This is a genomic window from Leucothrix pacifica (assembly GCF_003172875.1).
Taxonomy (GTDB): domain Bacteria; phylum Pseudomonadota; class Gammaproteobacteria; order Thiotrichales; family Thiotrichaceae; genus Leucothrix; species Leucothrix pacifica.
The window spans coordinates 51024-67181 of the sequence record NZ_QGKM01000055.1; the positions used below are offsets into that span (position 1 = coordinate 51024).

At 44.0% G+C, this 16158-nt stretch carries 14 protein-coding genes and 1 pseudogene; 7 read left to right on the forward strand and 8 right to left on the reverse strand.

All coding sequences use genetic code 11. From position 1 onward, the window contains the following. The first annotated feature begins 127 nt into the window (after nucleotides 1–127). From DKW60_RS16765 to DKW60_RS16795, 7 genes are all read left to right on the forward strand, one after another. Nucleotides 128–1852 (forward strand): copper resistance system multicopper oxidase, encoded by a 1725-nt coding sequence (locus DKW60_RS16765; protein WP_109838815.1) that lies wholly within the window; start codon nucleotides 128–130, stop codon nucleotides 1850–1852. Between the two features lie 14 nt (nucleotides 1853–1866). Next, on the forward strand, nucleotides 1867–2901 hold the full coding sequence (locus DKW60_RS16770) for a copper resistance protein B (RefSeq protein WP_181389756.1): 1035 nt from the start codon (nucleotides 1867–1869) through the stop codon (nucleotides 2899–2901). Nucleotides 2902–2935: 34 nt separating this feature from the next. Beyond that, nucleotides 2936–3331, forward strand: coding sequence for a copper resistance CopC family protein (locus DKW60_RS16775; RefSeq protein WP_109838817.1), 396 nt, complete (start codon nucleotides 2936–2938; stop codon nucleotides 3329–3331). A 90-nt stretch (nucleotides 3332–3421) separates the two neighbouring features. Beyond that, entirely contained in the window at nucleotides 3422–4306 is an 885-nt protein-coding gene (locus DKW60_RS16780) for a copper resistance D family protein (protein WP_181389757.1), read from the forward strand. An 11-nt stretch (nucleotides 4307–4317) separates the two neighbouring features. After that, complete coding sequence (locus DKW60_RS16785) at nucleotides 4318–4872, forward strand: DUF411 domain-containing protein (protein ID WP_219988799.1); 555 nt, start codon at nucleotides 4318–4320, stop codon at nucleotides 4870–4872. A gap of 30 nt (nucleotides 4873–4902) precedes the next feature. Continuing rightward, entirely contained in the window at nucleotides 4903–5349 is a 447-nt protein-coding gene (locus tag DKW60_RS16790) for a c-type cytochrome (RefSeq protein WP_109838819.1), read from the forward strand. 91 nt (nucleotides 5350–5440) lie between these two features. Beyond that, the gene (locus tag DKW60_RS16795; protein WP_146203506.1) at nucleotides 5441–6934 is read left to right on the forward strand and encodes a multicopper oxidase family protein; all 1494 of its coding nucleotides are present in this window, start codon (nucleotides 5441–5443) and stop codon (nucleotides 6932–6934) included. 359 nt (nucleotides 6935–7293) lie between these two features. On the opposite strand, the gene DKW60_RS16800 is transcribed toward DKW60_RS16795, so the two are convergent. The 8 genes and pseudogenes from DKW60_RS16800 to DKW60_RS16840 all read right to left on the reverse strand — a co-directional run. Further along, a complete protein-coding gene (locus DKW60_RS16800; RefSeq protein ID WP_109838820.1) occupies nucleotides 7294–8445 on the reverse strand; it encodes an HlyD family secretion protein in 1152 nt (383 codons plus the stop codon). 105 nt (nucleotides 8446–8550) lie between these two features. Next, nucleotides 8551–8829: a BufA1 family periplasmic bufferin-type metallophore gene (locus tag DKW60_RS16805; protein ID WP_109838821.1), complete on the reverse strand. Its 279-nt coding sequence runs from the start codon at nucleotides 8827–8829 to the stop codon at nucleotides 8551–8553. Nucleotides 8830–8865: 36 nt separating this feature from the next. Next, nucleotides 8866–11973 carry an efflux RND transporter permease subunit gene (locus DKW60_RS16810; RefSeq protein ID WP_109838822.1) on the reverse strand — a complete coding sequence of 1036 codons (3108 nt, stop codon included), beginning with the start codon at nucleotides 11971–11973 and terminating at the stop codon, nucleotides 8866–8868. Between the two features lie 10 nt (nucleotides 11974–11983). Next, entirely contained in the window at nucleotides 11984–13237 is a 1254-nt protein-coding gene (locus DKW60_RS16815) for an efflux RND transporter periplasmic adaptor subunit (protein ID WP_109838823.1), read from the reverse strand. 465 nt (nucleotides 13238–13702) lie between these two features. Next, nucleotides 13703–14479 (reverse strand): HvfC/BufC N-terminal domain-containing protein, encoded by a 777-nt coding sequence (locus DKW60_RS16825; protein ID WP_109838825.1) that lies wholly within the window; start codon nucleotides 14477–14479, stop codon nucleotides 13703–13705. After that, a complete protein-coding gene (bufB, locus tag DKW60_RS16830; RefSeq protein ID WP_109838826.1) occupies nucleotides 14476–15297 on the reverse strand; it encodes an MNIO family bufferin maturase in 822 nt (273 codons plus the stop codon). The genes DKW60_RS16825 and bufB overlap by 4 nt, the downstream gene beginning before the upstream one ends. 364 nt (nucleotides 15298–15661) lie before the next feature. Continuing rightward, nucleotides 15662–15890 (reverse strand): annotated as a pseudogene (locus tag DKW60_RS24720) (transposase); the annotation flags it as partial. A 39-nt stretch (nucleotides 15891–15929) separates the two neighbouring features. Further along, nucleotides 15930–16158: transposase (locus DKW60_RS16840; RefSeq protein ID WP_146203507.1), on the reverse strand; the 229-nt coding region annotated here is incomplete at its 5' end.

A 16158-nucleotide genomic window follows, 5' to 3' on the forward strand; every position in this document is an offset into this window, starting at 1 on the left:
GTGTACTGCTGCCCTATTGATTACCTCTATATGAACGATGCTGCTTGCAGTATTAGGCACCACTCTATTTAACGTTTGGTCTGCCACTCTATGGGTAATCTCGATAAAAATTTTATTTGGATTCAGTATGAAAAATCACTCAAGTAATGACCGTGTTGCTAACCCAACACGCCGTCAATTTGTGCAAGGACTAACAGCCTCTGCTTTTCTGGCAGGTCTTGCACCTTCTAACTTATTTGCAGCGGCTGGCAATCAACAAGTGCTCAGTGGAAATACTTTCGAGTTAACACTGGGAGAGACCGTCGTCAATTTCACAGGAAGGCGTCGCATGGCGACGACTATCAACGGCTCACTACCCGGGCCAACTTTGCGAATGAAAGAAGGTGAAGAAATCACCATACGGGTGACTAACACAATGTCAGTCACCTCATCTATTCATTGGCATGGATTGATTTTACCCGCCAACATGGACGGTGTTCCTGGCCTTAGTTTTGCAGGCATTAAGCCTGGTGAAACTTTCACCTACCAGTTCAAAGCCGTACAAAGTGGCACCTATTGGTACCACAGTCACTCTGGTTATCAAGAACAAACCGGTCTCTATGGGTCGATTGTCATTGAACCGCGTGAAACAGATGTAGTGAGCTATGACCGTGATTACGTTGTGTTGTTATCTGATTGGTCTGATGAGAAGCCTGAACAAATTTACGCCAAGCTCAAAAAGCTCAGTCATTACTACAACACCAAAGAGCGTACTCTAGGCGATCTCGCAAAAGAGGCATCCGCAAAGGGATTTACTAAAGCCATTGATGACCGGGAAATGTGGAATCGAATGCGCATGAGTGACCGCGATATCTCCGATGTCACGGGTTGGACATACACATTCCTTGCCAACGGAAAAACACCTGCCGAAGGGTGGACAGGTGTATTCAAACCGGGGGAAAAAGTGCGCCTACGCTTTGTCAATGCTGCTGCGATGACCTTCTTTGATGTACGTATTCCCGGGTTAAAAATGCAAGTAGTCGCAACAGATGGCCAAGATATTCAACCTGTTAACGATATTGACGAATTCCGGATTGGTGTCGCAGAAACATATGATGTGATCGTTGAACCACGTGCGGGGGCTTACACTATTTTCTCTCAGGCCATTGATCGGTCAGGCTACGCCAGAGGTACATTAACAAGCAACACTGCTTTACCGACAGATATTCCGAAGATGGATCCAGTGCCTGTTTTGACCCACACCGATATGGGCATGGGGAGCATGGATGGGATGGATCACTCCTCCATGGGAGGAATGGCTCATGACATGGCTGGTATGGATCATGGATCAATGGAAAGTACTGGAGGAGTACAGGTGAAACGTGGGCCTCAGGTAGATATGGTCGCCATGAACCCTCAGGTGAGACTCGATGACCCTGGTGTTGGTCTGAGAAATAATGGTCGCAGGGTACTTACTTATGCAGATATAAAAAACCGTTACCCAACCAAAGATACTCGTCCACCTAGTCGGGAAATCGAGCTTCATTTAACCGGCAATATGAGCCGCTACATGTGGTCATTCAATGGTGTTAAATATGCTGATTCTAAACCAATCGGATTACGTTTCGGCGAACGTGTTCGCTTTACGCTGATCAACGATACGATGATGAACCATCCAGTGCACCTACATGGCATGTGGAGTGAATTAGAGTCAGGCGATAATAATTATCTCCCCAGAAAGCACACGATAGTCGTTCAGCCTGGCGCCAAAATTAGTTACTTAGTCACCGCTGACGCTATGGGGCAATGGGCTTACCACTGCCATTTGATATATCACATGGACGGCATGTTCCGTCGAGTTATTGTGGCTTAAAGGGAGACTTAGCGATGAAAAAAACAATATCTGTCATGGTACTGGGTTTATGCATTTCACCTGCAGCCTTTGCCAAACACAAACCGATGACCATGGACTGTTCGCAGCCGATGCACGCAAAAATGACCTTTTGCAAGGACTTGGCTGCAAAAGAAGCTAAGAAAAAACCGATGGCAATGGATCACTCATCGATGCCCACACCCGTCAAAAAAGAGACTGTTGGCAAAATGGATCACTCAAAGATGGATCATTCAAGGATGAACCATGCCACTGCAGCAACTAAGAAAAAAGCAGCAGCTAAAGTTGATCATTCCAAAATGAACCATGCCGCTATGCCTGAGATGAAAATTCCGGTCAGTGATGGCTCATTGTCTGAGGATGTACCAATGCCATTTCCCGGTGCAATGCACATGGAGGATGACCCGACTCTCTTCAAGTTAATGGTTGATTCACTAGAGTATCAATACACCGATAGCAGTAACGACTCACTAGCGCTAGATGCGGAGGCGTGGGTAGGCAAGGATCTTCATAAACTTTGGTTTAAAACAGACGTAGAGTCATCAGATGGCAAGCTTGAAGAGGCCGAACTCCAAGCGCTGTATAGCCGGGGAATAGATCCTTATTGGGACTTTCAGGTTGGTATTCGTAAAGATTTTGAGCCGGTAGGAAGAGAGTGGGCCGTCGTCGGTCTTAAAGGAACAGCACCGTATATGTTTGATGTAGACGCGGCCTTATTTTTTGGAAAAGGAGGACAGGTAGGCGCCCGTTTAAAAGCAGAGTACGAAATGATGCTCACCCAAAAAACGGTCCTAGCACCATCATTAGGCGTCAACTTATATACCAAAGATGACCTTGAAGCAGGTATCGGTTCGGGAATGTCTGATCTCGGCTTATCACTGCGATTAAAGCATGAATTCAAACGAGAGTTTGCACCCTACATTGGAGTTAGCTGGTCCAAGTCTTTTGGAGGTACCGCCGACATTTTAGAAGAAGAAGGAGAAGAAACATCTGATACAAAACTACTACTAGGCTTTGAGGCTTGGTTTTAATCACACTTAATACAAAATAGAAAGGATATACACAATGAAACTCTTAAAGACAATCATGATTGCTGGTTTGCTAACAGTGAGTACTGCTGCACTTGCTCATACCGGAATAAAATCGACCTACCCTGCTAATGAGCAAATGCTGGAAGCAGCTCCACAGCAGTTAACTCTTAACTTTGGCGCACCTGTACGATTGATGAAAGTGATCTTGATGGATGGTGATCACAAAGACCTGAAGATTGGTTTCAAACCTGGTGCAGAGGCAGGCACATCTTTCAAAATTGCCGTACCAGAAATCGAAGTTGGCGAATACATGGTGAGTTGGGTATCTATGGGTAAAGATGGTCACAAAATGTCTGGCGACTTCAGTTTCATGGTCCACGGTGAAGGCATGAGCCATGATGACGGGCACGATGATGATCACGCCACCTAACACAAAGGTGAGCACAAAGACGATGGTCACTAACAATTAATGCTGCGCGCGGAGCTGTTTCGACACTCCGCGCTTTATAAGGATGAAATAATGACCGACCTATCACCTTGGTTAATCGCAACTTTTAGTAGCAAGCTACTGCTTTATATCGCTTATGCCATGTCTATTGGTGGTATCGCGGCGACCTTTATGATTCAGCGGTACAAGCCCCAGCATTTACCTTTTCTTAGTTACACCCAATGGGGAGTCTTACTTGGTTTGTGCTTTTCAAGCTTAGATTTTTTTGTGCAGGTGGGCTCGTTTTCAGAGTCGGGCTTAGCTGGTATGTGGGATCCGATGTACATTGACATTCTCTGGCAGTCCAGTGCTGGCTTAAGCTACAAACTTCGACTTGCCGGCTGGTTTGGGCTACTGTTTCTAGTACTGGCCATGCGGTTAAATGCCACTCATGCAAAACCACTCTCCCTAATGGCGCTGCTCGTATCCCTTCTAATCGCAGCGTCATTTAGTATGGTCGGGCATACCGCAGAACAAGCGATCTGGGTCAGGCTAGCGCTTGTCTTACACATATTTATCGCAATGTGGTGGATTGGCTTACTACTCCCACTAACTCATTGGTGTAAAGAATTTCCGGCTAATACCTTGCAACAACTCATGCATGAATTTGGAAAACAGGCGTCAATATTAGTGTCATTGCTGCTGATGGCAGGTGTTGGTATTTCTTATGCGCTGGAAGGCGACTTCAAGACACTATTTAACAGTGTGCATGGCAATACTTTATTACTAAAACTCGGTGTGGTTGCCTTAATCTTATCACTGGCAGCACTCCACAAATTTAGACTAGTTCCTAACATAAAAAATCAGCAGTCCGCTTTAGCATTACGTGCTTCCATTCAGATAGAAATGAGAATCGCATTGTTAATTTTAATCATTACCGCGGTGCTCAGTACATTAGTTGGGCCATCACATCTTTAAAGGAAAATATTATGGAAAATAAAACATACATAACAACTATTTCAGTGCTACTAATCAGTATCGCTGTTAGTGCTTTTATTTTAGCTAAGTTAGTTAATGCCGATACCGGAAAACTTGCAGATATGGCAGCTATTCAAACTGACGATGCTGTTAAAACTGAAAAAACACCCGCAGCAGAAATACCCAAAACCCTACCATTAGTCACTGTTTATAAAAGCGCTACTTGTGGCTGTTGCTCAGCATGGATTGATCACATGAAAGATAACGGATTCCCTGTTGAAGCACATAATTCTGAAAACCTTAAAGAGTACAAAGTCAAAGCAAAACTAGGTGCTGGCTTAGGGTCATGTCATACCGCATTTGTCGGTGACTACGCGATCGAGGGACATGTCCCTGCCGATGATGTAAAGCGACTACTCACCGAGAAACCTGATATTTCAGGTTTGACGGCTCCCGGTATGCCGATGAATTCACCTGGAATGGCCGTTAAAGGCAGTAAACCCTCGGCCTATGATGTGATTAGCTTTAAAGATGGGAACACGGTTGGTGTATTTAGCCAATATTAATCTCAAGTACTTATAATTAGCGCCCTTATTATGAACAAAACATTACCTAACTTCTTATTGATAAGCTCGTTGGCTTTGATCTTTTTAGCAGGTTGTTCTCAAGACAAATCAAATGAACCCGTTTCAGGTCGTTGGTATACGCCAAACCAACTAGCCTTAGGAAAAACTATCTTTGCCGACAACTGTGCAGCCTGTCATGGCACCAACGCACAAAGCATACCGAATTGGCAGCAGTCTCTTGCTGATGGTAGCTACCCGCCACCGCCACTAAATGGTTCTGCCCATGCATGGCATCACCCACTGAACCTATTAGTGAGGACTATCGAAGAAGGCGGCGCTGCGGTGGGAGGAAAGATGCCAGCCTTCAAAAATGTGCTTAATAAACAAGAACAGCTTGCCGCTATTGCATTCTTCCAAAGCTATTGGGACGACCGTATATATCAAATCTGGAAAGAAAATGGCGGTTTGACTAAGTAATGTGTACTTATATTTAGTTCACTTCATTGATGGATAAGCTTACCCTTAATCAGCGTTAAGGATAAATCAGGCAACCCGTGGGAAAGAAATTATGAAAAACAAAACAAACTTCGCAAAGAGCAAAGTAAGTAGTCGTCGTCGATTTATTAAATCCCTGACTGCAATCAACTTGCTTCCTTTCATTATGTCAACGACAGTTAATGCTGATAGTACCAAGCCTGTTAGGAGTACAAATACTTTTGCAGTACCACCTCTGGCCTCAGGTAAGCGTAGTGGCAAGACTGTTAATTTTAATTTGAAACTTGGCGTGTCTCAGACTCAGTTCTTCAAGGGTGTTAATACCGCAACACTTGGGATCAACCAAAGCTATCTCGGTCCAGTGCTTAGAGCCAAACGAGGTGACAAGGTTCGTATCACTGTTGAGAATCAAATTGGTGTCGGCTCAACCTTGCATTGGCACGGCATGATGCTCCCCGCCAGCATGGATGGAGGACCTCATCAGGAAATCAAGAATGGTGAAAGCTGGGTATCAGAATATGAAATCAAGCAAGAAGCCAGTACATTGTGGTATCACTCTCACCAAATGCATCAAACTGGTGCACAGGTCTACTATGGATTAGCCGGACTTTTTATTCTTGATGACGACGACAGTCATCAACTGGGATTACCACACGAATACGGTGTCGATGATATTCCTTGTACCATTCAGGATCGTCGCTTTAAACGGGATGGTAACCTAAGTTACATAGACTCAATGCACGATCGAATGATGGGTATGGAGGGGAACACTATTTTAGTCAATGGCGTTGTAACTCCAGTACTAAAAGCCCAGCGTTCGTTGCTACGGTTAAGATTACACAATGGCTCAAATGCACGAACTTATCAGCTAGCCTTTAGTGATGAGCGCAGTTTTCAGGTTATTGCGAGTGATGGTGGTTTTTTAGCAGCGCCAGTAACCGTCAAGTCATTACGACTTGCAGTTGGAGAACGTATAGAAGTACTCGTAGATGTATCTGATAGAAAAGTCGTTCAACTACAAAGCCAACAGTCTTCCGGTGGTGGCATGATGAGAATGATGAGTGGTGGAAGTGAACCCTTTACAGTAATGACAATTGATGCCAAACAGGTAAAAGAATCAGCTCATACTATACCCAAGACATTACGGGCCATGAAGGCTATCCCTGATCCTAAAGACGCCATTAAAACTCGTCAATTTGACCTACAGATGGGTATGGGAATGATGGGAGGCGGTTTTCGTATTAACGGTAAAAGCATGGATATTTCCCGTATCGATTTCGAAGTAAAGCGCAATAGTACTGAAATTTGGGAGGTCCGAAACGACTCACCAATGGCACACCCGTTTCATGTGCATAATGTACAGTTTCACATCCTAGATCGAAATGGAAAGAAGCCAACACAAATTGAGTCAGGCCTGAAAGATACGGTATTAGTGCAGAGAGGTGAAGTGGTTCGAATCATTATGACCTTCCCTGAGTACTCCGATTCCAAAATTCCTTATATGTACCACTGTCATATTCTGGAACACGAAGATCAAGGAATGATGGGGCAATTTGTTGTGGTGTGAGCGACTTACCACTGGTGGATATAGCTTGTTTCTCATAATTTACCCACTATGAAACATTTTATTAAAACACTAGCAGAGGGAGTAATTGTAGTATCGGTTCTTTTTACCCCGCTCTGAGTTGTACGCGAATGACAATATTTAGAACTACGAGTGCTTTCTTCCTGTTTTCGCTTTGTAAATGATTGCTTGGTAAGCTGAATCTATTGTCATGGTTTTAAACGGGCTAATTATTTTTTTTCAATGGTAGGACATTAGTCCGTTTAACAATTAATGGATGAGCAGAGGTATTGTGTTTGCGGAACTCATGATGAAAGTTGGAGCCAATCGATCCGATGTAACCAATGACATTTCCTTGTGCATCACCAAGTAATTCTCCCATTCATGCCAACCGGTAACTTACTTTGCTCTATAAAGCTTAGTCTGACTTCTTGTGTTCTTGCTTTCCCAGTGACAATACCAATCACTGAACGCAGGGATAATTTGTATCGCGCTTTGCCAGCTTGAAAATAGATGTCATTAGCTGTTTTCAGGCTGGTTAATTCATGACTTGATAGCGCTGCAGAAACCTCAATATCACTCACCGAGATTAATTGAAATGCCCTCTCACCCGGTCCTATTCTTTGGCCTTGTTGTACTTCACGGTGAACGATTTGTCCATCAAATGGTGCTACGAGCGTACAACGAGAAACCATTATTTTTTCTGTTTCCAAGCTTGCAAGACTAGCTGTTAACTTAGCCTCAATCGCCTTTATATCTGTTCTTGCCGCGTCTAAATTACTTTCTGCCGCTAACGTCAGAGACTGACGTGCCTTGACCCTCGCCATAGCAGCATCCGTTTTCGCCTGAGTGGTTGCAATATCTGATTGCACACCGATAAGTGCTGATTGGACAGCGTCACACTCAGCTTGTGCTGCTTGGTACTCTGTCAGTGCTTTATCCAGTTCTTGTTGCGAAATGAGTCGTTGCTGACGAAGATTACGACTTCTCTGAAGTTCAATGTTAGCAAGATGGCATTTAGCAGTATCTGCTTTCACTCTTGATTTAGCTGCTAAGTATTTTGCTTTGGCAAGTGCAATACCTGAGCGTTGAGCTGTTGCTTCTGCTTCAAGTAATTCCTCATTGGCTTTACTAGATGCGATATCACTTTTGCGAGATTGGATCAAAGATTTTGCTGACAAAAGTTGTGCCCTAACAGTTTCAACATCCGCTTTTGCTTTATCCAACTTTGCGTCATATTCCCGACAATCCAATTCGACAAGTTTATCACCCCGAATCACTGTATCACCAACTTCGGTATAAATAACGCCTACATTTGCTGCTATTTCAGCACTCACTAGTGCATCTTTCAGACTCAGAATACTAGCGGGCACACTCCGTTGCAAAACCTGTTCTTCTTGCACTTTATCAGTGTCAACTTCATTTGCCAGTGAAGTGCTTTGTATCAGGATAGAATAAAATATAACCCCGAAACAAACTCTAATAGCGGCAACCTGCTTTGTAGGTAAACTCATGATGACTCCATCTTGTTTTTCTTAATAACATCACTAGTAAGGCGTAGTGATGCTTTAAAAATACTACACAGTTATGTATTGCTTGCCTTACCTGCGCAGAGAACCTCACATTTTCATGCCGTCATCTTCCATTACCGTACCACCAGCAATTTTGTCGCAAGTACCTTTGGGTAATGTAATCCACTCTTCAGGGCCATAGTCTTCTTCAGACATTCCAGCACACGCATGTTCACTGGTACCACAATCATTCATACCAGCTTTGACAATACCAGCACAACGCTCTGTTTCAGGCTTCTTTTCTTCATCAGCATTTGTTACGCCCACTGTACCTAGTGCTAGCACACCGCTAATTGCGGCACTGATTAATAACTTGTTTTGAGACATTTTATTTTCCTCGTTAGTCAATAAATTTTCACAGCATTAAAGGCTTCGACGTTTCCAGATTAAGTAAATAGCTGGTATCACCAAAAGCGAAAGCAATGGCGCTGTAACCATTCCCCCTATCATCGGTGCTGCAATACGCTGCATCACCTCAGAACCCGTTCCACTACCCAACATAATTGGGACTAATCCCGCAATGATGACTGCTACAGTCATTGCTTTTGGGCGAACCCGCATGACCGCACCTTCCATAATTGCTTCTCGTAAATCTGACTCTTTTTGTATCCCCCCTTTGTAGTCTTTTAACGCATTATCTAAATACACCAACATGATGACACCAAACTCCGCAGCAACACCTGCGAGAGCAATAAAGCCAACCATAACAGCTACTGAGACATTGAAATCCAGCAACCACAGGTACCAAACGCCTCCAGCTAACGCAAAAGGCAATGACAACATAACAACTAAGGCAGACACCATGTTGTTAAAGGTTAAATAGAGGAGAATGAAGATAATCACGAGTGTCATTGGAACCAAGAGTTTTAACTTTTCTTCCACACGTAGCATGTACTCATACTGCCCTGCCCACGTAATAGAATAACCGGGAGGTAATTTGACTTTCTCTGCGACTCTTGCTTGTGCGTTGCTGAGATAACTACCGAGATCTACCCCGCGAATATCAACAAATGTCCACCCATTAAGACGTGCGTTCTCAGTCTTAATCATTGGCGGCCCTTCGGTAAATTGCAGGCTAGCAACACGCGACAATGGGATGTGTTCACCCGTTGGGGTCACAATGGGTAACTCTAGTAACTTATCAATGTTATCTCTGGTATGACGGGGATACCTTAAATTAACGGGATAACGCTCAAGACCCTCGACGGTGCTGGTAACATTAGCCCCACCCACCGCTGAACCAACAACATTTTGTATATCCTCTATACTCAAACCGAGCCTTGCCGCAGCTTGTCGGTCTGGAATAACTTCGATATATCGTCCACCAGATACCCGTTCAGAAAACACTGAGGCGGTTCCTTCAAGATCACCTAATGCTGACTCAATATCTTTACCTATATCCTCGATAACTTTGAGGTCTTGACCAGCTACCTTGATACCTACCGGTGTCTTTATCCCGGTCGCTAACATATCGATTCGCGTTTTTATCGGTTGCACCCATGCATTGGTTAAACCGGGAAAGTCGACGGTATTATTTAACTCAGCAATCAACTTTTTAAGCGTCATGCCTTCCCGCCACTCGGACTTATCCTTCAAAAGAATCGTGGTTTCAATCATGGTCAAAGGAGCTGGGTCAGTGGCTGTTTCTGCACGTCCTATTTTTCCAAAAACACGCTCAACTTCCGGTAGTGTCTTGATCAAACGATCTGTTTGTATCAGCATTTCCTGAGCCTTACCGATGGATACACCCGGTAAGGTTGTTGGCATATACAGTAAGTCGCCTTCTTCCAGTTCTGGCATAAACTCTGAGCCGAGCTGCTTGTAAGGAATAACAAGAGACGCCATCCCCACAAGTGCAAAAATAATGGTTAGCTTTGGCCAGTTTAAACACGCTTTGAGTAATGGCTTATACAGTGCAATGAGAAACCTAGAGATCGGGTTTTTCTGTTCATTGGGGATATGCCCCCGTATAAAATACCCCATTAGCACAGGGATCAAAGTCACTGACAAGCCTGCTGATGCTGCCATCGCATACGTTTTTGTATAAGCAAGCGGGGAAAACATCCTGCCTTCCTGTGCTTCCAACATGAACACGGGTACAAAGCTCAAGGTGATAATCAGCAATGAGAAAAACAATGCTGGCCCAACTTCGGATGCAGCCCGCTCAATGACCTCCCAACGATCTTCTTGCTGCCCGTTTTCCTGCCAGTGCTCTAAGTGTTTATGTGCGTTTTCGATCATGACGATAGCGGCATCGACCATCGCACCAATGGCGATAGCGATACCGCCTAAAGACATGATATTGGCATTAATCCCCTGTTGCTGCATCACAATGAACGCAATCAATACGCCAAGCGGTAAGCTAATAATGGCCACAAATGCAGAACGCAAATGGAATAAGAACAGCACGCAGACCACTGCAACCGCAATAAACTCCTCACCCAGCTTAAAGGTCAAGTTATCAACTGCGCTTTCGATTAACTCCGAGCGGTCATAAGTCGGGACTATCTCAACACCATCGGGTAAACCGGCTTTGAGTGTCTCCAGTTTTTCCTTAACTCGGTTGATGACATCCAGAGCATTCTCGCCAAAACGCATCACGACAATGCCGCCTACGACTTCGCCCTCACCGTCAAGGTCAACAATGCCACGACGCATTTGCGGCCCTAGCTGAATACTGGCGACGTCCCGTAGTAGTATTGGCGTGCCGGTTTCAGCATTCACCCCAACCGGAATCAACTCAATATCCTGTAAGTTACTAAGATAACCTTTTGCCCGAATCATGTATTCGGCCTCAGCAACCTCCATCACTGAACCGCTGGTTTCTTTATTGCCAGCCTGAATAGCACGTTTCAGGTTTTCCAGAGTCAGGTTGTAGGCTCTTAATCGTTGTGGATCTGCAGTGATTTGATACTGCTTAACCATCCCGCCAACCGTCGCTACCTCAGAAACCCCCGGCACTGTTTGCAATTCAAACTTTAAAAACCAGTCCTGCAGACTTCGCAACTGCGATAAATCATGAGAGTTTGTTCTATCAACCAAGGCGTATTCATACACCCAACCGACACCGGTTGCATCCGGCCCCAAACGCGGTTGAACATCGGCAGGTAACTGACTGGCTGCTTGACTTAAATACTCCAGCACCCGCGCCCTTGCCCAGTAGATATCCGTATTATCCTCAAAAATGACATAAACGAATGAGTCACCAAAAAAAGAATAGCCACGAACAGCGGTTGCTTTAGGCACTGAAAGCATGGTGGTCGTAATTGGGTAAGTGACTTGATCTTCAACGACCTGTGGCGCCTGCCCCGCATAACTGGTTTTGATAATAACCTGAACATCAGAGAGATCAGGAATCGCATCTAATGGCGTCATTTTGACCGAGATGATGCCCCAAACAGTCAGCAATCCGGACAGCATTAGCACCAAAAACCGTTGCTTTATAGAGAACGCAATGAGTTGTTTTAACATGATGCTGTCTCTACTGACTCATCCTCTGAAAGCTTGCTTGTAAATTACTTTCAGAGTCTATTAAGAACTGCCCAGACAGCACAATTTCATCACCGGCTTCTAAACCTTGGGTGATTTCAACGTATTTAGCCGTTTTTGTACCGACCTTTACTTTTACGGGTTTGTAATGATTTTTTTCAGTTACTTTAACCACCCGAAACCCTTCAGAGCTTGGAATTAGTGCCTCACGAGGAATAGCAATTGCTCCGGGTAGTGGTCGATTATTAATTTTTACGCTGGCAAACATATTCGGTTTTAACAGTCCTTCTTTGTTTTTAAACTTTAACCGGACTTGTAATGTTCGCGTCTTTGGGTCTAGTTCTGGATAAATATAATCCACACGCCCACGCCACTGCTCCCCTGGCAAAGCATCAATTTTCATCGTCGCCAGAGCACCTTTTTGAATCCAACTGAGCTGATCAGGAAAAACATCCACAATTACCCAGACATCGCTTAAATCGGCAATGGAGTAAAGTAAAGTCGAGGGAGTGACATACATACCATCTCGGACACCAATTTCTGTGACCACACCGCTAATAGGCGAGATGATTGGAACATGCGATGTAATTTCTGCGTTTTGCTCAAGTCCTTGTATGACAGAGCCGGAGACTTCCATTACACGTAAGCGGGTTAATACATCAACTTGCTTTTGTCGTTCGCTTGGGCTGCGTAATGCAGTTAGGTAATCTTCCTGAGCCGTGAAAATTTCAGGCGAGTAATAGCTGGCTAAACGCTGCCCTTTTTCTGCTTTATCCCCTAGTACCTTGACGATAGGATCTTTTATCCAACCACTAGCTCTTGCATGAACGTGATACAACTGACTTTCATCATATCGTACATAGCCGACCGTATTGATGGCACGTGATAACGTACGCTTTTTTACTTTACCTATCCGCACCCCCATACTCTGTGCTGTACTAGATGAAACGCTGATAACTGGCATACCTTGACTGGAGTTGGGGTTAAAGCTTTTAAGAACCAAATCCATCCCACATATTGGACACGCCCCCTCTTCTCCCTGCTGTATTTGTGGATGCATTGGGCAGACGTACGTCGGGTCTGCATGTTTTTTTGCATGAGCTTCGGGCGTATCTTTTTTAGCTTCAGATAGCGGCTCTGAGCCCGGAACAATGCGCTCGATCTCTTCAGCATTGGCTACGGTTGATGCACATACAGCAAAGGCTAAAGCAACACAGAGCGTGTAAACTTTTTGATATCGTTTCATTTGTCATACTCAGTTGTGATGAATCTAATTCAAACAGACTTAAGCTGACAAACTCCTAGGAGGTTTTTGATGGGGAGGAATGAATGGGTATGGGATATCCGAAACAACAATAGCAGATAACTCTGCACTCTCAGATAGCACCGAAACTAACCAGAGGAATTCATTGGGAATATTAACAGCACCGACATTCCAACAATCACAATTATCCGTGCCACACAGCTGTATTGATATCAACACTGGCAATTTTTCTGGTGACTCTTCTGCTTGATGATCATGACACGGATGTGCCATTTGCATTGTTTCTTGGGATGAGCTTTCGACCGATACCATCGGCAACACCGAAGACGCTAACACAGTATTTAGTGTCAGTATCAATATTGTGAAAATGGTAATGAGTGATTTCAATGGATTATTTATTCTGTTTTTTTGAACTGTTACACAAAAAATTAATAGGGGCAAGTTACCCTATTCAAATGAAGATATCCATCCACGCTTCACAGTGGTGCTGAGGCACGTTGCTAAAGCCTCTCCGAATTCTTCACTCAATGTTGCAAGATTTGCTCCCTCCCTGCAACGGCTTAAAAACAGCCACACCTGTTTATCTAAACTGGTCTGGTACAGTTTTTTTCCTTGTCTGTACACAATGATAAACCGTTCATCATTCATATCAACGGCTTCTAACTTCTTAGAAATATCTTCAACATCATCTAACTGATGAATTCGCCATATATCATCAATAGCACTGCTAAATCTTAGTAAGTGTGCTGATTTTGGTAAGTAAAACACCAGTAATGCTTGCTCATCTTGCGTCACCGTTGAAAGAGCAGTGAAGTCACTCGCTTCTTGATTCGCCGCATGCCAAGCACAATGTCTTGCCCATTCAAGTGTCACCATATCAACCACACACTTCAGCTTAGTAAAAGCTGAGAGGCTCATAAAAAAAGTGGGGAGTTGCTCGCCATACTCAGAAAGATAAGGCGTCCCGGGCGGGTACTGGTCAATAAATTGGTCACATAACACTCTGAAACGCTGCTTTCCAATCAGCTGCTGACTGACTGGATATACAGAGCAAAGGTGTTGTTTTAAAACGCCATGCACACTATTTCGATAAATAGTTAGGCATTGCTCTTTACTGAGCTTTGCATGTGGTTTCAAGTAACGATTCGCAATCTGTGTCGCTGATTTATTATCGGTATTGAAAAAAACGTCTAATAAATCTTCCTGTAAGCTAGCTAAATTCATTGCGTAACTTTTCTCATGATGGTCTTTGCCTTCTCCACTTCAGCGAGTAGAACGTCAAGAGTAGGTAAATTATTATCCCATTCAATCAAGGTTGGAACCGGGCCTAACTTTTTCAGCGCTTTCTCGAATAATGCCCACACGGGTTCAGAAACAGGATAACCATGAGTGTCCAGCAAATGTGTGCCGCGGTCATCATAACCACCTAAGTGCAATTGTCGAACTCGTCCTGCAGGTATCGCGGCTAAATAAGTATCAGCAGAAAAATTATGATTGCTTGCACTGACGTACACATTATTCACATCTAGCAACATGCCACAATCTGCCGCTTCGACTACCTCACTAATAAACTCCCATTCAGGCATCATTGAGTCTTGGTACTCCAGATAGCTGGAAACATTTTCAATAACAAGCTCTCGACCAAGGTAGTCTTGAACGTCAAGAATACGAGAAGCCACATGATGGATAGTAGACTGGGTATAAGGCAAGGGAATTAGATCGTGGGTTGCCAGGCCATGTACCGAAGACCAACATAAATGATCAGAAACCCACGGAGGATCAAGGCGGTCAGCAAGAGCTTTGAGCTGGCTCAAGTAATTCTGATTTAAAGGATCAGCTGCACCTATTGATAGCCCTACTCCATGTAGAAGAACAGGATAGTATGATGCAATCTCAAATAGGTACTCTTGATGAACACTCCCTTCACGTAGGTAATTATCACTTAGTGCCTCTAGCCATGAAATATTGGGTTTATTTTTGAGAATTTCTTCAATATGCGCATGACGCAGCCCAGCGCCACAGCCCATGATCTTTTGTCCCATAGAAACTAACCTGTCTAACTTTGAAGTGAGGTTTTCTCTTAAATTCACAGAAACACACTCTGATGTAAAGTACAAGAGCGTCCTTTGTAATTTGCCAGATTACGCGACAGATACAAACAAACTATCGGCTATGATTCACTAGTGTCCAGTTAAGTATACTGGATCTCAAGTTTCTGATTAATAATCGTTTTATCAGGCTTTGGTTTGCTCAAGGCTATACCTATGAGTTCGCTAATCGATTTTCGATGAAATATATTTGCCGATATCAGTCGAGCAATAGCCTGCAAGGATAGCGTGTTCACTGGGTAATTGCTCTTGATCAATCGCAACAAAAAATAGGCAATCATCGTCACCAAAACCTTGATCAATACCGCATTTTCCGACGTGCCAAGATAGCGTTTAACTCGTAGATTTTGCTTGATCCATTTGAAGAAAAGTTCAATCAGCCAGCGTTGTTTGTAAAGCCCCATAATAACCGTCGCTTCGCTTTTTAAGTCATTGGAAATCAATACAATTTCTTTTTTATCTTCGGCGCGAATAAAGCGGATTCTCCGAAGCTCAATCGGGCAGTTCTTCCCTTTTTCAGAGGTCAAGCGGATGGCCTGATCCTCCAGGGCAATCGCTTGAAAGATTTACAGCTCTTGCCGCAATAGTTTTTCAAGAAACTCGACAGACCACGCCGCTTTTTTCCGCTTCACTTTCAAGCTCACTTTACCCTGCACCTGCCTTAACAGGTTGGTGATGATATACCTGACAATTGCCATATTTTTAGCACCATTGCCAGAACGAACTCTCGCATGATCTTCTTTGAAAACGACATCTAACACCCAATGTAGCTTATTTTCGATTCCCCAATGTGAA